The organism is Bacillus sp. MHSD_36 (genome assembly GCF_030757775.1).
GTDB lineage: Bacteria > Bacillota > Bacilli > Bacillales > Bacillaceae_G > Bacillus_A.
In genome coordinates, this window is record NZ_JAVBIS010000002.1 from 276,798 (window position 1) to 294,768 (window position 17,971).

The following is a 17,971-nucleotide window of genomic DNA, read 5'->3' on the forward strand; positions in this document are numbered from 1 at the left end:
TACACCACAAGAATCCTTCCTACTGACAAAAGAAGAACTATTTCGCCATAAAGTGAAACCATTCAGCAATTATTTACTTACATGCGAATAGAAAAGCGGCAAAATGTTTGCCGCTATTTTGATGTTGAAAACATCCCAAAACTTCTTTTAAATAACTCCCACCAGCTCGCTGCAGCGACATCTTCTTTCGCTACAATGGTTTGTTTTAATAAAACATCTTTATCTTTTTTTATAACAAGTGTACCAAGTGCATCGCCCTTTTTAATCGGCGCTTTCACTTTCTTTTCAGCAATTACTTCTTGCTTTACTTTGTCCATATTTTCGCCCTTTTTCATAAGAAGAGACACATTGTCTGACGCAACTAAATCTACTTTTTCTTTTTTCCCTTTTCCTACTTGGACAGTCTTAATTTTTTCGCCTCGTGTATACAATTTCTTTGTCATATATTGACCAAATGCGTAGTCAAGAAGCTTCGTTACTTGATTATTCCGTTCTTTCGATGTAGGTGCTCCCATAACAACTGAAATAATACGCATCCCATTCTTTTCAGCCGATGCTGTTAAACAATATTTTGCTTCTGTCGTAAAGCCCGTTTTCACACCATCTACTCCAGGATAAAAACGTACTAACTTATTCGTATTCACAAGCCAAAACTTCTTATCCGTATCTTCACGTAAATAGTCTTCGTATTTACCTGTGTATTTGCGAATAAGTGGGTACTTCATCAACTCTTTTGCCATTATAGCCATATCATTTGCTGTGGAATAATGGTCTTTAGCCGGAAGACCTGTTGGATTTTGGAAATGAGTATTTTTCAGTCCTAAATCTTTCGCTTTTTTGTTCATCATATTTACAAAACCTTCTTCTGAACCAGCGATATGCTCCGCTACTGCAACAGACGCATCATTTCCAGATGCAATGGCAATACCTTTTAGCATTTCATTTACAGTCATCTCTTCCCCAGGCTCTAAAAAGATTTGTGATCCACCCATTGAAGCTGCATGCTCACTTGCTCTCACTTTATCGGTCAGTTTTAATTTTCCTTTTTCAACTTGTTCCATAATTAATAGCATTGTCATAATCTTCGTCATACTAGCAGGTGGTAACTTCTCATTTGGATTTTTATCAAACAAAACTTTACCTGTATCTTGTTCAATTACAATTGCTGATGACGCTTGTTCCGCTAACTTCGGCGTTGTTTCTTCTGTTTTCTCCTGCTTCGTCTTCTCAGATTGTGCGAAACTAACTGAAGTACCAGAAAGCAATAACATGAAACAAACAAGTATTCCAAAAACTCGCTTCATGACTAACCCTCCATTCTATATCAAACCTATTTTTTCCAATTATCCATTTTTTAATACCATATTTTTCTAACATTTTCAGTTGACAAACACATTCATCACCTTTATTGTATTAAGTGTATTACACGAAATAGTACACTTAATACATATCAGAAAGGAGACATTGCTCTTGCATATTCAACTTGATCCAAGAAGCAACACTCCGATATGGGAACAAATTGTTCAAAATATAAAAGAACTCGTATTGAAAAACATGTTAGCTCCAAGTGATAAACTTCCTTCTGTACGCGAACTCGCTTCTTTACTCGTTATCAATCCAAATACAGTGAGTAAAGCGTATCAAGAGTTAGAGCGACAAGGGATTATTGAAACATTACGAGGAAAAGGAACATTTGTATCCCAATCGATTACCCCAACATTAGACGAAAGGAAAATCGCTATGGTTGAAAAGCAATTTCATCAATTACTATTAGAAGCCTCTTATCTTGGTGTTACGAAAGATAAAATTCATGATTGGATAGATTCATACTATAAAGAGATTGGAGGAAATGCAGATGCTGAAAGTGACAAGCTTGAAGAAAACAATTGATAATCAAACAATCTTAGATGATGTTTCTTTCACATTACAAAGAGGAAGTATCATCGGATTACTTGGAAGAAACGGTGCAGGGAAAACAACTTTATTACGAACGATGGTCGGCATTTTAGCCCCTGATGCAGGGACTGTTACATATGAAGATACAAACATTCATCAGTGTCCTGAAATAAAGCAAAAAATCGTATATGTTCCGGATTCTACTAACATACTGAACGGCTATACGATAAAAGAAATTGTAAAGTTTTATAAAGCCGTTTATACAGCATTTGATGAACAGTATTTCTATGAACTGTTAGAACGTTTTAACTTACCAAACAAAAGAATTCGTAGCTATTCAAAAGGAATGAAAGCACTGCTCGCCATCATTTTAGCTGTTTCTACAAAAGCAGAATATATCATTTTAGATGAACCGACAAATGGACTTGATCCTATCGTGAAAAGGCAGATTTTACAGTTTCTCGTTGGAGAAGTTGCAGAAAAAGAAATTACCATTTTCATCTCAACTCACCATTTAGATGAAGTGGAACAAATTGCAGATACAATTATTATATTAAAAGGCCATACTATATCTTCTATTACATCACTAGACGATGCAAAATCACGATTTGCTAAAATACAAGTTGCTTACGAACGTTCATTACCTCAAAAACTAGAAAACTTAAGCAATATTAAAATATTAAATCAAACAGGAAAAGTATATACAATCTTAATTGAAGGAAATGTGGCTACAACACTGGAGAAGTTTTATAAAGAACAACCTATACTCATTGAAGAATTAACAATGTCACTTGAAGATGTCTTCGTTACGACACTAGAGGAGGATGGGTATGTTTCATAAGGCCTTGTGGATATGGAATTGGAAGCGCGGGAAATATGCTGTGTTGCTATTCTTCTTTAGTTCGCTTTATCTTTTATCTCTCGGATACTATAGAAGTGCTCAGATGGAACTCGATAAATATTACGAATTACAAGAAAAAGGGAAACAGTATTATTATTTTTATGCCTTTTCTTCAGGAGAAGGTAATAGTTTTTTGTTAACAGTTCTTATTATTGCTTTAGCCTGTTTATTGATAGGGTGGGAACGTAGCAACCAATCGAATACACTACTTATGACGATGCCGTTTAAAAGAAAAGATGTTTTCTTATCTAAATGGGCTTTTGGTTCATTTTGTATTTTGGGCTCGTTACTTATAAATTGGATCCTTATGTATGTTATTTATAGAACAACCATTCATTTTGATTATCAATCTTTTAGTCCATTTCATCGATACTTTCTTTATGCAATTGTTTCTTATGTTGCAGTATATACAGCTGCTCTATGTATCGGTACTTTTACTGGAAGCATTGTTTCACAGGTTGTTTTTTGTATTCCATGGTTACTAATGGGGCTTACCTTTATTCCACTAGTGTACACTTTTACGATAAACCATTTAGAGGCTACCAATACTAAAAATAATAAATTAGAACAACAACTTTATGAAATCAATAAAAAAACAAATATAGTTGCACCAATATATAACTTCACGATTTATTACCATTATAATCCTGAATCACGTAAAAAAGAAAATGACTCAACTACTTTAAGAAATCCAGCATCTTATCACTATTATTCAGCTAAATCGATGTTAGTCCCTATTTTTTATACAATAGTTTACTTACTACTTGGAACATATTTATATAAACGATCGCCAAATGAAAACAGTCAAAAGATATTTATTTTCCAAAAGCATTTACGAATATGTATATGGGGGACAACCATTTACTTTGCATTACTAGGTGGCTATAAATTAAACCAATTTCATTTCTTACTTAACTACTATATCGCTTTGTTTTTCGCTGGAATTATTACTTATGTTGTATTATCACGCTTAACAAATTATAAAGTTTTTTAAAGGAGAGATCCTATGTTTCAAAAAGCACTATGGCTAAGAACGTATCAACAAAGTAAATATGTTGTATGGTTATTTTGGCTTGCCAGTTTCTATACTTTGTCATATTACTACTATATGACTTCTATTCAACAGCAACAATTTCTAAATGACAACAAAAAGTGGAACTCTGTATATCATTACACCTTTAATTTAACACTTCTAGATTCTGTCATGCTGTTAGGTATTGTGCTTATCGTTCTAGCTTGTACGTTAATTGGATGGGAAAGACAAAATAACGCTAGCGACTTGCTATGGTCTATGCCCTTTAAACGTTCACACCTCTATATAACAAAGTGGTTGTTTGGAATCTGTAATATCACCGCTGTTGTCGTTTTAAACTGGGGGCTATTTGCTATTATGAAAAAGTTAACTTTTCATAATAAATATCAAGTATTCTCCCCCTTTCATAGTTATTTTATATACATGTTAATTGTATTAATTGCTATTTATACACTTGCCTTATGTATAGGAACAATCGCTGGGAATGTTATATCGCAAGGAGTTCTCACTGCCGCTCTATTCATGTTCCCATTATTACTTCCAACACTTATTTCAGGCGTCATTGCTGTTCACTCAAACACTGAATTTCATCAGAACAGTGGCCTTATATATAATGTGATGGAAAACATACGTATTTCTAGTGCAGCAGAAGATTTCAATATTCACTTTAATTATGATCCACAAAATGCTTATACCGATCGAAACGGAGTACGTCATAACGAACCAAACTTTACAAAGATTCCACCGGTAAAAACATTGATTGGACCTATCGTACATATCATTGTTTTATTACCACTCGGTATATATTTATATGCTCGTTCAGCCAATGAGCGAAACGGTAACTACTTATTATATCCAAAACTACAAAAAGTAGTATCGGCTTGTACTATTTTCTTTGGTGGGATCGTTGGAGGCTTAATACTAAGTCGCGCGCAGTCATTGTCCAGCTTTTACATCGGATTTTTGGTGACTAGTTTCATTACGTATTTCTTCCTACCTAAAATATTAAAATGGAAAGTCTCTTGGAATTTCAAATAAAATAACCTCCTCTTGATGAGGAGGTTATTTTACATTCTCTCTTCTTTTCCCATATTCTTTTTCTTGCTTCGTTCCAAATCCATCACCATTTGCCACGATTTGATCTGTTGGAGCAACTATACTTTCAGCAATTCTCCATTCTCCCCCTTGTTGAATAAATACTTGCATAAAATAATTCATTCCATTTAACTGATACGGATTTTCTTTTTTCACTTCATAACGAGCTGCAACATAATACACTTGCACATTTTCAGCTTTGAACTTAGAAATATATTGTGATAATCTCGGGATGTACTGCGATGCTTTCTGAAGTGGCAGTTGTTTTACTTTTACAAGAGAAGACTTTGTTACATTGCTTATCGTATCTTCATGCCGAATGTTATCACTGTGATGAAATAAAATAGCATTTTGCATAGAGCGAATCCATAGTTTTGAATATAAAACAGGTTGCTTATTTGAAATATGTTGTAATTCTTTCTGAACGACTTGAAGAGGTGTTGCGGCGTCCGCAAATTGATGAAAGCAGAAAAAGCTTCCAATCATAATGAAAAGCGTACAAATACGTTTCATAATTTTTCACTCCGATTCTTTTTAATTAAAGTATTGGAGTTCCAAAATGTTTCTATTCAAAAGAAAAAGGATAGGAAAGCTTTCGCTTCCTATCCTCATTTATTATAATACGCGGCCAAATAGCTCTAACACCATTTCGATTTCTTGGTCGCTCCAACCTTTAAATTTATCTTTATAATATTCTTTACGCACAGCTTCAAGTTTTTCAGTTACTTCTCTTCCGTGTTCTGTAATTTCTAAGTACACAATACGACGGTCTGAATTCGAACGCTTTCTTTCTACAAAGCCTTTTCTTACGAGACGATCAGTAACAGCTGTAATATGACTGGAGGTTACGTTTACTTCACTCGCAATTTGCGAAGCCATCTGTGGACTTTTTAAAAATAACGCGCGTAATACAGAAAATTCATTGTATGGCATATGTTCTGCAAAACGTGTATTAATATCATTTTGTAATAAACGTATCATCTTTCGAAATGATCCGGATAACTCTAAAATCAGTGTTTCTCTTTTTTCGTTCACTAGCCTCGTCCCTTTTTTATCATATTTACACATATTATAATCTATAAATACCCACGTTGTATATGCTTTCTTTCTCTAACATTCTCATTTATGTAACTTTTTTCATATAAATTTCTTTTTTGTTCACACATATACATATAAAAAGGATGGTGATGGAAAATGCAGGGGGGAATGAATCCTTATTTACACAACGTACGCCCAGCTAATACTGGTAAAGAAGCGACTATTACTGTACAAGGTGAAGGCATTGTCAAAGCAAAACCAAATGTCGTTATATTAACAATTGGTATTCGAACTGATAGTAAGAATGTGAAACAAGCACAAGAAGAAAATGCAGTGCAATCAAAACAATTGCTGGATGCACTTAAACAGCTTGGTATTGCTGATAAAAATATAGAAACCATTTCATATACGATTACACCTCAGTACGAATACGTAAATGATAAAGCATTACTACAAGGATACCGTGTGGAACATTTGTATGAAATTACCGTTTTAAATGTACAAAAAGCAGGGGAAGTATATGATATAGCCGTTTCAAATGGAGCAAACTTAGCAAAAGGATTACGTTTTCGAATATCTCACCCAAATAAATATTATGAGCAAGCTCTCATTCAAGCTCTGCAACAAGCTGTAGAAAAAGCTCGTGCTATTGCGAGTACATACAATTTAAACATTAATCCTGTTCCACTCTCATTCGTTGAAGAATCTGCTCAATTACCAAGGGAAGTTGCGTCCTATGCTACTTTACATGCACAAGCAGCTCCTCCCATTCAATCGGGAGAATTAGAAATCATTTCTACAATAAGGGCGATTTTTACGTATTTATAAATAATTTCATTTATAAGTAAACGTTATCATTTTCCTTGTTGTAAAAACATGATGTTCTGATATAATAAAGGACGGTGAGCTCTTACAAAAGAGATATCACGGGTGGGAGAGGGATATGAAAAAGAAGGTTTAACATGAAAGGAATACTTGAAAGAACATTTAAATTAGGTTTACACGAAACATCACCAAAACAAGAAGTTTTAGCTGGGGTTACGTCATTTTTCACAATCGTATATATTATGATTGTAAATGCATCCATTTTATCCGATGCTGGCATTCCTCTTGAAGCTGGAATTTTAGCAACTGTTTTCAGTTCATTTATCGGATGTCTGCTCATGGCATTTTGGGCAAATGCACCTGCTATTCTTGTCCCTGGTATGGGTGTAAATGCATTCTTCACGTACACTGCTGTGCATACGCTCGGACTAACTTGGCAGGAAGCATTAGCAGCTGTCTTCATCTCTGGTATTATTTTTGCAATTGCTGCGTTTACACCAATCGCTCGCGTGCTTTCAGTATCAATTCCAAAGTCATTAAAGGAAGCTATTACTGTCGGTATCGGATTGTTTTTAGCGTTTATCGGATTGCAAAAAGGTGGTTTAGTCGTTTCGAATCCAAATACTGCTGTTGCAATGGGTAAATTAAGTAACCCTGTCGTTCTTGCGACCGTGCTTACTCTTATCGTTGCACTTGTGCTATTTATTCGTAACGTACGTGGAAACTTTTTATGGACGATTGCAATAGGAACTGGTATTGCATGGCTATTTGGCCTTGTTGATACAAGTCAAATCGGAAATAGTTCATTCTCATTCGCTAATTACGGCGATGTGTTTGGAGCTATGTCATTTGGCAAACTTTCTTCCTTACCATTTTGGATTGCAACATTCTCCTTAAGCATGGTGCTTATTTTTGAGAACATGGGACTATTGCACGGTTTATTAGAAGATGACCGTAAATTCCCACGTGCTTACCAAGCCAATGCAATTTCAGCAATGACATGTGGTCTATTTGGCACAAGCCCTACCGTATCAACAGTAGAGAGTGCCGCAGGTATTACTGCAGGCGGAAAAACAGGTCTGACGTCTATCGTTACAGGGTTGTTATTCTTTGCATCACTGTTTGCACTTCCGTTTGTCAAACTAATTCCTGATAGTGCCATTGCACCAATCTTAATTATTATTGGCGGCCTGATGATTACAAGCATTCAACAAATTCCTCTGAACGATTTTTCAGAAGGATTTCCAGCGTTCTTAATTATCGTCATGATCCCGCTCACATATAGTATCGCTGATGGCATTGCGTTCGGATTTATTGCTTATCCTATCTTAAAAGTTGCTCTTGGAAAGCGTAAAGAAGTCGCACCGTCTATGTATATCATTACATGCTTATTCTTAGCCATGTTCGTATTACATGCTATTGGTTAAGTAAAAACACCGAGGAATTTCCCTCGGTGTTTTTTTACTTAAACCATCCTTTTTTATAAAACCAAGCCATCATGCCGCCGCCAATTAGTGCCATAATAAGTAAACAAATAAAATAACTATATTGTCCACCAAGCTCTGGCATATGCGTAAAGTTCATTCCATATACGCCCGCAATAAATGTTAATGGCATGAAAATAGTCGAGAATACAGTTAGTGTTTTCATAATGTTATTCATATGATGCGAGTTTAATGAAAAGTAACTATCTCGAATATCTGCTGTTAACTCCCGGCTTGCTTCAATCATTTCGGTCAGTTTAAGCAAATGATCATGTATATCTTTAAAATAAATTTCATGATCACTTATACCGTAAAAACGAGTCGAATTTAAAATACGATACAATAAATCACGCATCGGAATAATTGTACGTCTTAACTTCGATAGATCTGCACGTATATCAAATACTTCTTCTAGTACACTTCCTGCCGTCTCACCCGTTAAATTATCATCAATTGCATTTAAATGATCCTCAATGTAATAGACAGGCGCAAAATAGTCATCTACAATTTGATCGATAATTGTATGTGCTACGTGTAAAGGACTATTTTTAATACGCTTCTTTTCTCCAAGTGTTTTCCATACTCTTTCAATTGCATTGTTATGAGAAAAATGGAAAGAAACAATATAACGATCACTAATAAATAAATCAATCTCGTGCGGTTCTAATCCATCCTCACCAAATGCATGAAGAACTAAAAAGTTATATCCATCATAAAAATCAACTTTTGGCCTCTGTACATATTCTATACAGTCTTCTATTGCAAGGGGATGGAACTTAAAATGATCTTGCAAAATGTATGTATATTCTTCTTTCGTTGGCTTATATAAATCTAGCCAATACCATACAATATGGTCTTTCTTTGTTTCTTCTAGCGAAACATCATATAATACTTCATCTGTTTTTGTTATTGCACAAATTCTAATCATAATTTCACCCATTATTATTATAAACAAAAAATAGCAAAAAAAGCCAAGGAGAAATACTCCCTGGCCCTTCTTTATTATTCAGTAACGATTCCATGCACTAATGTTGGTGCATCTACATGCTCTTTAGAGATTTTCATGTTCTCATAAATTTTTGCTTTTACATCTTCCACATTTTCACGGTTTGCGTAAATGGTAACAAGGGATTCACCTTTTTTCACGCTTTCCCCTACTTTTTTGCGAAGCATTAAACCAACTGCTAAATCAATTTCAGATTCCTTCGTCGCACGTCCTGCTCCTAAAAGCATTGCTGCTGTTCCAATTTCATCTGCAACAATTTCTGATACATAACCGTCTTCCTTCGCTTCCACTTCAACTTTAAACTGTGCTTGTGGTAATTTAGAAGGATCATCAACAACAGATGCATCTCCGCCTTGCGCTGATAAGAACGTTTTAAATGATTCTAGCGCTTTACCGTTGTTCATTACTTCAATTAATTTCTCACGTGCATCTTCTAAAGATGAAGCTTGTCCAGCAAGGTATACCATTTGACTTCCAAGCGTTAAACATAACTCTTCTAAATCTTTTGGTCCTTTACCTTGTAATGTATCAATTGCTTCTTGTACTTCAAGTGCGTTACCAATAGCCTCACCAAGTGGTTGACTCATATCAGAAATAACAGCCATCGTATTACGACCAACGTTATTACCAATGCGCACCATCGCTTCTGCTAAACGTTTTGCATCTTCATCTGTTTTCATAAATGCACCTGCTCCAGTTTTTACATCAAGAACAATTGCATCTGCACCAGCAGCAATTTTTTTACTCATAATTGAGCTTGCAATAAGCGGAATTGAGTTTACTGTTGCTGTTACATCACGAAGTGCGTACAATTTTTTATCCGCAGGTGTTAAGTTTCCACTTTGACCGATAACTGCGATTTTATTCTCATTCACAAGACGCATAAATTCATCATTTTCGATTTCAACATGGAATCCTGGAACTGCTTCTAATTTATCGATTGTACCACCAGTATGTCCTAGACCACGTCCAGACATTTTTGCAACCGGTACACCTAAAGCGGCTACTAATGGACCTAATACAAGTGTTGTTGTATCACCAACGCCACCTGTTGAGTGCTTATCTACTTTTACTCCTTCAATAGCTGATAAGTCGATTGTATCACCGCTATTTACCATTGCCATTGTTAAATCAGCACGTTCTTGATCGTTCATATCTTGGAAGAAAATTGCCATTGCAAGTGAACTTACTTGATAATCAGGAATATCACCATTCGTATATCCTTCAACAATAAAGTTAATTTCTTCTGTCGTTAATGCATGTCCGTCACGTTTTTTTGCAATTAGGTCCACCATTCTCATTGTGAGGTCACCCCTTCATTTGTTTTACGATTGCTTTTACTAATGCTAAGAAGTTAGCTTTAACACGTTCTGTCGTTTCGATTACTTCATCGTGGTGAAGTGGCTGATCTAAAATACCAGCTGCCATATTTGAAATACAAGAAATACCAAGTACTTTCATACCAGCATGACGCGCTACAATTACTTCAGGTACTGTTGACATACCAACTGCATCTCCGCCAAGTGTACGAAGCATACGAATTTCAGCAGGTGTTTCATATACAGGACCTGTCATTCCAACGTATACACCTTCTTGTACTTTAATATTTAAGTCTGCTGCAACTTGTTTCGCCATTTCGCGAAGCTCTACTGTGTATGATGTAGACATATCAGGGAAACGCACACCCATTTCAGAATCATTTGGTCCGATTAATGGATTTGTACCCATGAAGTTAATGTGATCTGAAATTAACATAAGATCGCCCGGTTCAAATGATGTATTTACACCACCAGCTGCATTTGTTACAACAACTGTTTCTACACCTAGTTCCTTCATAACACGAACTGGGAATGTTACTTTTTGCATGTCGTATCCTTCATAGAAGTGGAAACGTCCTTGCATTGCTACTACTGTTACACCTTGAAGTGTACCGAATACAAGTTGGCCTGCATGACCTTCTACAGTTGATACTGGGAATTCAGGAATTTCACTGTAAGGTACTGTTACTGCGTTCTCGATTTCGTCTGCTAATACACCTAGTCCAGATCCAAGGATTAGTCCTACTTGTGGTGTCTCTTGAAATTTCTCTTTTAAGTATGAAGCTGATTTTGTAATAAGTTCACGATTCATTTGTTTATCCCCCTATTTCTTTAGCTCGTTTAAGAAGCTTGTTCCGTATTCTGGCATTTTCACACCGAAGTTTTCTGCTACAGTTGCACCAATATCAGCAAATGTTTGACGAAGTGGTAACTCTTGTCCGCCTTCTTTCATGCTTGGGCTATATGCTAATAACGGTACATATTCACGTGTATGGTCAGTTCCGTGGTGAACTGGGTCATTCCCGTGGTCTGCTGTAATTAATAATAGATCATCTTCTTTTAGTTTTTCGAATACTTCTGGAAGACGTGCATCATATTCTTGCAATGCTTCTCCGTATCCTTGTGGATCACGGCGGTGACCGAATAATGCATCAAAGTCAACTAAGTTTAAGAAGCTAAGACCTGTAAAGTCCATATTTAATGTATCTACAAGCTTATCCATTCCATCCATATTAGACTTCGTACGAAGTGATTCAGTTACCCCTTCACCATCATAGATGTCAGAGATTTTACCGATAGCAATTACATCATAATCACTATCTTTTAATTCATTCATTACTGTACGGCCGAATGGTTTTAATGCATAGTCATGACGGTTCGGTGTACGAGTAAAGTTTCCAGGCTCACCAACGAATGGACGAGCGATAACGCGGCCTACCATGTACTTCTCGTCTAACGTTAATTCACGTGCAATTTTACAAATTTTATATAACTCATCAAGCGGCACTACTTCTTCGTGTGCTGCAATTTGCAGAACGCTATCAGCAGAAGTGTAAACGATTAAAGAACCTGTTTCCATTTGTTCTTGACCAAGTTCATCAAGAATCTCAGTTCCAGAAGCTGGTTTATTACCGATGATTTTACGGCCTGTTTTTTCTTCTAATTCATCAAGTAATTCTTTTGGGAATCCTTCTGGGAACACTTGGAATGGTGTATCAATGTAAAGACCCATGATTTCCCAGTGACCTGTCATTGTGTCTTTACCAGTAGATTTCTCTTGCATTTTTGTATAATATCCAAGTGGTTTTTCTACTTTAGAGATGCCTTTCATTTCACGAATGTTACCAAGACCTAATTTCACCATGTTAGGCATTTGTAACCCATTCATATGTTCAGCAATGTGACCAATTGTGTCAGATCCTAAATCACCAAATTGTTCAGCATCTGGTGCTTCACCGATTCCAACAGAGTCCATTACGACTAGGAATATACGTTTATATTTATTCATAACTGCGACCTCCTATAAGTTCAGTTCTACTTCTTGTAGTATGTTCAAAACGCTATAAAGTGAAACTGTTCTCCATAAGAATTATCTTTCGTTCTCATTGTCAAACAGTACTTCTTTAAATGATTCTCTAACCTATTTCGTTTACTTTAAAACGACTCAAAAACATTTCTAGTTTTTTCTAAGTCAGATGTCAGACATCTGATACTGATATCATAACATGTTTACGCTTTCTTTTTAATACATTTTCGTAGAATTTCTCATTTTCTTCACACTTCTATTGTAATCCATTATGCAAAGAAGTGCTAATGATTTTATGATTTATTTCTTCATATAAGGTGAAATTTTAATCTCTCCGCAAAGAACGAGATAAAAATAAAAAGTAGCTCTAATGAGCTACTTTTTATCCCGCTTTAATGGGCAGTAAGACCCCCACCTCAAAATGCAGCGAAAGCAAAGAATTTAGGTGGGGTCGGGCTGCCCATTAAAGTCCGATTGGTGAGGGCTGATAATCAGTGGGGGGATGAAGAACCACCCCACTGATTAAAGCTTCACTTATTTTACTTCTACTGTTTCTTCCTTATGTTCATGTAGTTCGCCTTTTTTAACATGAACTTTCACTTTGTAAGAACCTTTTTCTTTGAAAGTATGTTTCGTTTCATACTCTCCTTTATTTCCTTCTTTCGCTGGAATAAATTCGTGTTTTTCAACACCATCTTTCCAAATTTCAAGTTGGACTTCAGCACCAGTTAATGCTTCTTCTTTTTGTTTTAAGTGAACTTTCATTGTTGATTCAGCATTTGCTTTTATGTCACCAGCCATAAGGTGGATCATTGTATCGCTTTTATGATCGCCATGTCCTGCACCGTGATCACTATTTTCTTTTTTCGCATCTTCTACTTTCGCATTCCCTACAGCCACTTTTACTTCTGGCATAACATGCATTTCACGTGCATTTGCGTGAGCGATAATGTGGTATACTCCATCCGTCTCAAACGTTTTCTCTACCGCATAAACACCTTTTCCTTTATGCTTACCATCTAACATTTCGTGCTTTTCGTCGCCAGCTTTCCAAATTTCAAACTTTACATCATCAGCATCCGTTACCTTTTCTTTTCCTTGTGTAACAAGTGCTTGTACTTCTGTTTTTTCACCAGGTTTAATTTCCTTCGGATTTGTTTGAACTGCTACTTTTACAGCTTCTAGTTTCTGTTCTTTTTTCGGTTCTTCTTTGTTTGTATTACAGCCAGCCAATGCTAGCATCGCGATAAATAAAGTCATAATAAGTTTTTTCATCATCATTTCCTCCTTCATACCTTATTTAGTATAGAGGAAAAACATTGTAATATTCTAGTCTTCTGCTGAAAACAATGTACGAAATGTTTGTGAAGTTTCTGTGAAATACTATAGCCTTTTGAATCTATGAAAAAAAGAGCATAGTATCTATGCTCTCGGATGAAACTGTTTATATACATCTTTTAATCTAGTTTTTGAAACATGCGTATAAATTTGTGTCGTTGAAATATCTGCATGTCCAAGCATTTCTTGCACAGCGCGCAAGTCTGCTCCATTTTCTAATAAATGCGTAGCAAAAGAATGGCGCAATGTATGAGGTGTAAGTTCTTTTTCAATATTTGCTTCTTTCGCTAATCGTTTTAAAATTTTCCAAAAACCTTGTCTTGATAATCGATTCCCATGATGGTTTAAAAAGAGTGCATCTACTACTTTTTTACCCATCAATTCTCTTCTTCCCTTTTCAATATACTTTTGAATCGCTTCCGTTGCTAAACTTCCTAGTGGAATAATTCTTTCTTTATTCCCTTTCCCTATGCAACGAACGAACCCCATTGTTAAATGTACATCTTCTAAATTTAAGGCAATTAATTCCGAAACACGAAGTCCTGTTGCATACAGTAACTCTAGCATCGCTTTATCACGAACCCCAAAAGCACTCGTCATTTTTGGTGTCTGAAGTAACGCCTCTACTTCATCGACTGATAATACTTTCGGTAATTTCCGTTCTCCTTGTGGCGTCTCAATATGTACGGATGGATCGTGCTCTACCGCTCGTTCACGAAGTAAGAATTGGTGGAACGAACGGATCGATGCAATATGACGTGCTAATGTTTTCGAAGATTTTCCGTTTTCTTTTAAATGCTGCAGAAAGTTAACAATGTGCAAGCGTGTCACTTCATGAAAGCTTTTCGCTTGTTCTACATTTTGCAAGTACTTTACATAACTTTTTAAATCACGTTCATAAGATACTACTGTGTTTTTCGCTAGCCCTTTTTCGACAACCATATAATGAATAAAATCTTTTAATTGATCTTCCAATCTACACTACTCCCCATTTTCATAGAAAAACATCATTCTATTTACGAAAGCATCCTTTGCCGGCTCTTCATTCCCTGATACTTTTTCTACAGTCTCTTCTTTTGGCTTTTCATAACGATGATAGCTTTCATATTCTTCATTTATCCATAGTATAGCGAAATAAAACAAAATCGTACAACTTGTAAATAATAAAAATACTTTTATCCCATCAAAAGTTAATTTTAAGGCTCGGCGCATTGTAAATTCCTCCAAAATATAAGTTATTACAACATATGCCAAGCTTTCACCAATTTATACCTTATTCAAATAAAAAACCTCTTCCTAGTTAAATAGGAAAAGGTTATTTTTCATCCGTTTCATTTTCTTGACAATTTTTACAAATCCCATGGAATGTTAAACGATGATCCTTCACCTTAAAGCTCCAGTCATGTTCTACTTTCCTTTCCACTTCACCAAGTAAATCTTCTTGTATTTCTTGTACAGCACCACATTGTGTACAAATCAAATGATGGTGGAAACGCTGCGCACCTTCTTGGCGTAAGTCATAGCGTGAAACACCGTCTCCGAAGTTAATCTTATCGACAACTTTTAACTCAGATAATAATTCTAAAGTTCGATAGACGGTTGCTAATCCGATCTCTGGCGACTTTTCTTTTACAAGGAGGTAAACATCTTCTGCGCTTAAATGATCTTCTTCATTTTCTAGCAGCACACGAACTGTTGCTTCACGTTGCGGTGTTAATTTGTAGCTCGCTGCATGTAATTGCTTCTTAATTCGTTCAATTCTTTCTTCCATTCGGTACTACTCCCTCCTCGCCACTCTTACACCATTATATCAGAAGAAGGGCTTCTGTCAAAAGAAAAACAATAAAAACAAATTGATAATTATTCTCACAAAGTATTTATTGTTTATTAATAGCCTCAACGACTTCTTTCATTAAAAATGGTGATGCATAAGCTTCTACACTAGAAGCGAGAGCGAGCACCACTCCAATGATAAGAAAGAAGCATGTATAACGAATTAATAATGGTAATAGTGGCTCAGTTATTTTCCGTATAAATTGATGCCTAATCATTCGTAAGGAAAAGCTTGCAGCGATTGTTGTCATAACGAGAAATACTGGAATGATAATGAGATTTTGCGGCAATACAGAAACAAATGCTAATAATAATCCATTCCATCCATGCTGACTTACTAAAAAACCTACTGTAAATCCGACAACTACTCCTTTTACAAACAATAAAATAAAAATAAGTGGCAATCCAATAATTGAAATCCCTAAAATCCAAATAAATCCAATGTATTTTAATTGTGAAAAGTAACTTTCTCGAAACATTTCGCTTGCAATAGCAAATTCTCCTTTAGAAACTTGTCCAAAAAAACGTTGTAAATAAAATGATAAATCTTGTTTTTGATTTAATTGTAGACTATTTACAAGAATGGCCCCAAATATTACTCCCATCAATAATAAAACAGCGTTAAATATATATAATGAAGAGTTTTCCTGTATGTGAGACATTACACGGTCTTGCCAAGTTTTTCGCCACATTTTTCTTCCCTCCGTTCACACTCTTACTAAAAATGTATGAAAGAAAGAAAAAAGTATGACGAATTAACATTGAAATTCCGCTCTACTTTGCTAAACTAAAAAGTAGAGAATAGGAGGGATTTCTCTTGAAACCATTATTATTAGATTTTCCAACATTATTTCAAACTGAACGCTTACAAGTTCGTAAGCCATTTCCAGGTGATGGTGCAGAAGTGTATGAAGCAATCCAAGCTTCTCTAGAAGACTTAGTACCGTGGATGCCAATTAAAGCTGAAACAGAAGAAAGTGCTGAAGAAATCGTTCGTAACGCTCACGGACAGTTTTTACTTCGTGAAACACTTGATTTTCACTTATACGATAAAGTATCAGGTACATTCATCGGAGCTATCACGCTCAAACCTGAAAACTGGGATATTCCAAAGTTTTCACTTCACTTCTGGCTGCATAGTGCCTATACAAAACAAGGATATATGACCGAAGCTATTAAAGGTGCCATTCAATTTGCCTTTGATAAGCTAAGTGCTAGAAGAGTTGAAATTCGTATTGATGCAACAAATACAAATGCATGTAACCTAGCAGAACGTTTAGAATTTATTCTAGAAGGTACAATGGAAAATGATTTCATTGCACCAGATGGTAGCTTACGTGATGCACGCGTATACGCAAAAATCAATTAAAAAACACTCGCCTTTGGCGAGTGTTTATTTTTGTAGTTGTAAATATTGTACTGCAAACATCGTCTTCGCATCATGAATACGAAGATCTTTCATAAGAGTAATCGCCTCTTCTAACGAAACTTCCATCAATTCCACAAACTCATCTTCATCTAACTCAGCTTTATTTTCTTTCTTCGTCAAACCTGTCGCTTTATATACGTATAAAATTTCATCTGCAAATCCTGGAGATGTATAGAAAGAAGTAATAAGCTCCATATTTTCACATACATAACCTGTTTCCTCTTCTAATTCACGCACTGCTGTCACCTCAGGTTTTTCACCAGGTTCTAACTTGCCTGCAGGAATTTCTATAATCGCCTTTTCAAGCGCTTTACGATACTGCTCAACAAGCACGATTTTCCCCTCATCAGTAATAGCAATAATAGCAACTGCACCAGGGTGATTTACAATTTCACGTTTACTCATTGCTCCATTTGGTAATACTACATCATCAACACGAACTTTTATAACTCTACCATCAAAAATCGGTTCAGTTTTTACTGTTCTCTCTGCAAGATTACTCATACTACTTCATCTCCCTGTTCTATTTCCTATTCTTTCTTCATACATTTTACCACATTGAAAGGAGCGTGATAGAAATGAAAGTTTATATTTTACCAAATCGCGTCACTTTAGTCGGAAAAGCATGGCAAATTCGCCATAAGCTAAAACAATATGGCAAAGAGTATACAACTGTACAAGAGTGGATTGCAGCAACTAAAAAGTAAACGTTTGTCAACCTCTTTTCCCTTGCGTACAATAAGAATAA

21 protein-coding genes are annotated in these 17,971 nt (G+C 35.7%); 8 read left to right on the top strand and 13 right to left on the bottom strand.

Features of this window, described 5'->3' with window-relative positions; translation table 11 throughout:
- Nucleotides 1–113: 113 nt before the first annotated feature.
- Nucleotides 114–1,304: a serine-type D-Ala-D-Ala carboxypeptidase DacF gene (dacF, locus tag Q9B79_RS09465; RefSeq protein WP_078418959.1), complete on the bottom strand. Its 1,191-nt coding sequence runs from the start codon at nt 1,302–1,304 to the stop codon at nt 114–116.
- 166 nt (nt 1,305–1,470) lie between these two features.
- Here dacF and Q9B79_RS09470 point away from each other — a divergent pair, with 166 nt between their 5' ends.
- Genes Q9B79_RS09470 through Q9B79_RS09485 form a run of 4 tightly spaced genes read left to right on the top strand, consistent with a single transcriptional unit; the run spans nt 1,471 to nt 4,868 of the window.
- The gene (locus Q9B79_RS09470; protein ID WP_000548033.1) at nt 1,471–1,890 is read left to right on the top strand and encodes a GntR family transcriptional regulator; all 420 of its coding nucleotides are present in this window, start codon (nt 1,471–1,473) and stop codon (nt 1,888–1,890) included.
- On the top strand, nt 1,856–2,737 hold the full coding sequence (locus tag Q9B79_RS09475) for an ABC transporter ATP-binding protein (RefSeq protein ID WP_306183687.1): 882 nt from the start codon (nt 1,856–1,858) through the stop codon (nt 2,735–2,737). The genes Q9B79_RS09470 and Q9B79_RS09475 overlap by 35 nt, the downstream gene beginning before the upstream one ends.
- Entirely contained in the window at nt 2,727–3,791 is a 1,065-nt protein-coding gene (locus tag Q9B79_RS09480) for an ABC transporter permease (RefSeq protein WP_306183688.1), read from the top strand. Before Q9B79_RS09475 ends, Q9B79_RS09480 begins: the two co-directional genes overlap by 11 nt.
- A 12-nt stretch (nt 3,792–3,803) precedes the next feature.
- Nucleotides 3,804–4,868: an ABC transporter permease gene (locus Q9B79_RS09485; RefSeq protein ID WP_306183690.1), complete on the top strand. Its 1,065-nt coding sequence runs from the start codon at nt 3,804–3,806 to the stop codon at nt 4,866–4,868.
- Nucleotides 4,869–4,892: 24 nt separating this feature from the next.
- Here the strand turns inward: Q9B79_RS09485 and Q9B79_RS09490 are convergent, their stop codons facing one another.
- Both Q9B79_RS09490 and Q9B79_RS09495 read right to left on the bottom strand, forming a co-directional pair.
- Complete coding sequence (locus Q9B79_RS09490) at nt 4,893–5,438, bottom strand: hypothetical protein (RefSeq protein ID WP_306183692.1); 546 nt, start codon at nt 5,436–5,438, stop codon at nt 4,893–4,895.
- 102 nt (nt 5,439–5,540) lie between these two features.
- The gene (locus Q9B79_RS09495; protein ID WP_016718421.1) at nt 5,541–5,960 is read right to left on the bottom strand and encodes a MarR family winged helix-turn-helix transcriptional regulator; all 420 of its coding nucleotides are present in this window, start codon (nt 5,958–5,960) and stop codon (nt 5,541–5,543) included.
- 159 nt (nt 5,961–6,119) lie between these two features.
- Between Q9B79_RS09495 and Q9B79_RS09500 the strand changes: the two genes are divergently transcribed.
- Together Q9B79_RS09500 and Q9B79_RS09505 are read left to right on the top strand one after the other, a co-directional pair.
- Complete coding sequence (locus Q9B79_RS09500; protein WP_306183695.1) at nt 6,120–6,791, top strand: SIMPL domain-containing protein; 672 nt, start codon at nt 6,120–6,122, stop codon at nt 6,789–6,791.
- A 134-nt stretch (nt 6,792–6,925) separates the two neighbouring features.
- Nucleotides 6,926–8,215: an NCS2 family permease gene (locus tag Q9B79_RS09505; protein ID WP_029439827.1), complete on the top strand. Its 1,290-nt coding sequence runs from the start codon at nt 6,926–6,928 to the stop codon at nt 8,213–8,215.
- A gap of 34 nt (nt 8,216–8,249) precedes the next feature.
- Here Q9B79_RS09505 and corA read toward each other — a convergent pair whose 3' ends face one another.
- From corA to spoIIM, 9 genes are all read right to left on the bottom strand, one after another.
- Nucleotides 8,250–9,212, bottom strand: coding sequence for a magnesium/cobalt transporter CorA (gene corA / locus Q9B79_RS09510; RefSeq protein ID WP_001976329.1), 963 nt, complete (start codon nt 9,210–9,212; stop codon nt 8,250–8,252).
- A gap of 62 nt (nt 9,213–9,274) precedes the next feature.
- Nucleotides 9,275–10,579, bottom strand: coding sequence for a pyrimidine-nucleoside phosphorylase (locus Q9B79_RS09515; RefSeq protein ID WP_001243082.1), 1,305 nt, complete (start codon nt 10,577–10,579; stop codon nt 9,275–9,277).
- A gap of 7 nt (nt 10,580–10,586) precedes the next feature.
- A complete protein-coding gene (locus Q9B79_RS09520; protein WP_001078446.1) occupies nt 10,587–11,408 on the bottom strand; it encodes a purine-nucleoside phosphorylase in 822 nt (273 codons plus the stop codon).
- 12 nt (nt 11,409–11,420) lie between these two features.
- Entirely contained in the window at nt 11,421–12,605 is a 1,185-nt protein-coding gene (deoB, locus tag Q9B79_RS09525; RefSeq protein ID WP_001046083.1) for a phosphopentomutase, read from the bottom strand.
- A 552-nt stretch (nt 12,606–13,157) separates the two neighbouring features.
- A complete protein-coding gene (locus tag Q9B79_RS09530; RefSeq protein WP_306183703.1) occupies nt 13,158–13,901 on the bottom strand; it encodes a FixH family protein in 744 nt (247 codons plus the stop codon).
- Nucleotides 13,902–14,045: 144 nt separating this feature from the next.
- A complete protein-coding gene (xerD, locus tag Q9B79_RS09535; RefSeq protein WP_000390084.1) occupies nt 14,046–14,936 on the bottom strand; it encodes a site-specific tyrosine recombinase XerD in 891 nt (296 codons plus the stop codon).
- A 6-nt stretch (nt 14,937–14,942) separates the two neighbouring features.
- Nucleotides 14,943–15,173: a YqzK family protein gene (locus tag Q9B79_RS09540; protein ID WP_001250432.1), complete on the bottom strand. Its 231-nt coding sequence runs from the start codon at nt 15,171–15,173 to the stop codon at nt 14,943–14,945.
- Nucleotides 15,174–15,276: 103 nt separating this feature from the next.
- The gene (fur, locus tag Q9B79_RS09545; protein ID WP_000392655.1) at nt 15,277–15,732 is read right to left on the bottom strand and encodes a ferric iron uptake transcriptional regulator; all 456 of its coding nucleotides are present in this window, start codon (nt 15,730–15,732) and stop codon (nt 15,277–15,279) included.
- A gap of 106 nt (nt 15,733–15,838) precedes the next feature.
- Nucleotides 15,839–16,456, bottom strand: a complete 618-nt coding sequence (gene spoIIM, locus Q9B79_RS09550) for a stage II sporulation protein M (RefSeq protein WP_306183707.1) — start codon at nt 16,454–16,456, stop codon at nt 15,839–15,841.
- Nucleotides 16,457–16,611: 155 nt separating this feature from the next.
- On the opposite strand from spoIIM, the gene Q9B79_RS09555 reads away from it, so the two are divergent.
- Complete coding sequence (locus Q9B79_RS09555) at nt 16,612–17,163, top strand: GNAT family N-acetyltransferase (protein WP_306183709.1); 552 nt, start codon at nt 16,612–16,614, stop codon at nt 17,161–17,163.
- A 24-nt stretch (nt 17,164–17,187) separates the two neighbouring features.
- Here Q9B79_RS09555 and Q9B79_RS09560 read toward each other — a convergent pair whose 3' ends face one another.
- Nucleotides 17,188–17,727 (bottom strand): NUDIX hydrolase, encoded by a 540-nt coding sequence (locus tag Q9B79_RS09560; protein ID WP_000067041.1) that lies wholly within the window; start codon nt 17,725–17,727, stop codon nt 17,188–17,190.
- A gap of 74 nt (nt 17,728–17,801) precedes the next feature.
- Between Q9B79_RS09560 and mciZ the strand changes: the two genes are divergently transcribed.
- Nucleotides 17,802–17,930: a Z-ring formation inhibitor MciZ gene (gene mciZ, locus Q9B79_RS09565; protein WP_306183712.1), complete on the top strand. Its 129-nt coding sequence runs from the start codon at nt 17,802–17,804 to the stop codon at nt 17,928–17,930.
- Nucleotides 17,931–17,971: the final 41 nt, after the last annotated feature.

What these genes read in the sequence shown, in the direction of transcription:
- dacF (WP_078418959.1), bottom strand. Translation starts at nt 1,304, where the DNA reads ATGAAGCGAGTTTTTGGAATACTTGTTTGTTTCATGTTATTGCTTTCT.
- Q9B79_RS09475 (WP_306183687.1), top strand. Translation starts at nt 1,856, where the DNA reads ATGCTGAAAGTGACAAGCTTGAAGAAAACAATTGATAATCAAACAATC.
- Q9B79_RS09480 (WP_306183688.1), top strand. Translation starts at nt 2,727, where the DNA reads ATGTTTCATAAGGCCTTGTGGATATGGAATTGGAAGCGCGGGAAATAT.
- Q9B79_RS09485 (WP_306183690.1), top strand. Translation starts at nt 3,804, where the DNA reads ATGTTTCAAAAAGCACTATGGCTAAGAACGTATCAACAAAGTAAATAT.
- Q9B79_RS09490 (WP_306183692.1), bottom strand. Translation starts at nt 5,438, where the DNA reads ATGAAACGTATTTGTACGCTTTTCATTATGATTGGAAGCTTTTTCTGC.
- Q9B79_RS09500 (WP_306183695.1), top strand. Translation starts at nt 6,120, where the DNA reads ATGCAGGGGGGAATGAATCCTTATTTACACAACGTACGCCCAGCTAAT.
- Q9B79_RS09505 (WP_029439827.1), top strand. Translation starts at nt 6,926, where the DNA reads ATGAAAGGAATACTTGAAAGAACATTTAAATTAGGTTTACACGAAACA.
- corA (WP_001976329.1), bottom strand. Translation starts at nt 9,212, where the DNA reads ATGGGTGAAATTATGATTAGAATTTGTGCAATAACAAAAACAGATGAA.
- Q9B79_RS09515 (WP_001243082.1), bottom strand. Translation starts at nt 10,579, where the DNA reads ATGAGAATGGTGGACCTAATTGCAAAAAAACGTGACGGACATGCATTA.
- Q9B79_RS09520 (WP_001078446.1), bottom strand. Translation starts at nt 11,408, where the DNA reads ATGAATCGTGAACTTATTACAAAATCAGCTTCATACTTAAAAGAGAAA.
- deoB (WP_001046083.1), bottom strand. Translation starts at nt 12,605, where the DNA reads ATGAATAAATATAAACGTATATTCCTAGTCGTAATGGACTCTGTTGGA.
- Q9B79_RS09530 (WP_306183703.1), bottom strand. Translation starts at nt 13,901, where the DNA reads ATGATGAAAAAACTTATTATGACTTTATTTATCGCGATGCTAGCATTG.
- Q9B79_RS09540 (WP_001250432.1), bottom strand. Translation starts at nt 15,173, where the DNA reads ATGCGCCGAGCCTTAAAATTAACTTTTGATGGGATAAAAGTATTTTTA.
- fur (WP_000392655.1), bottom strand. Translation starts at nt 15,732, where the DNA reads ATGGAAGAAAGAATTGAACGAATTAAGAAGCAATTACATGCAGCGAGC.
- spoIIM (WP_306183707.1), bottom strand. Translation starts at nt 16,456, where the DNA reads ATGTCTCACATACAGGAAAACTCTTCATTATATATATTTAACGCTGTT.
- Q9B79_RS09560 (WP_000067041.1), bottom strand. Translation starts at nt 17,727, where the DNA reads ATGAGTAATCTTGCAGAGAGAACAGTAAAAACTGAACCGATTTTTGAT.
- mciZ (WP_306183712.1), top strand. Translation starts at nt 17,802, where the DNA reads ATGAAAGTTTATATTTTACCAAATCGCGTCACTTTAGTCGGAAAAGCA.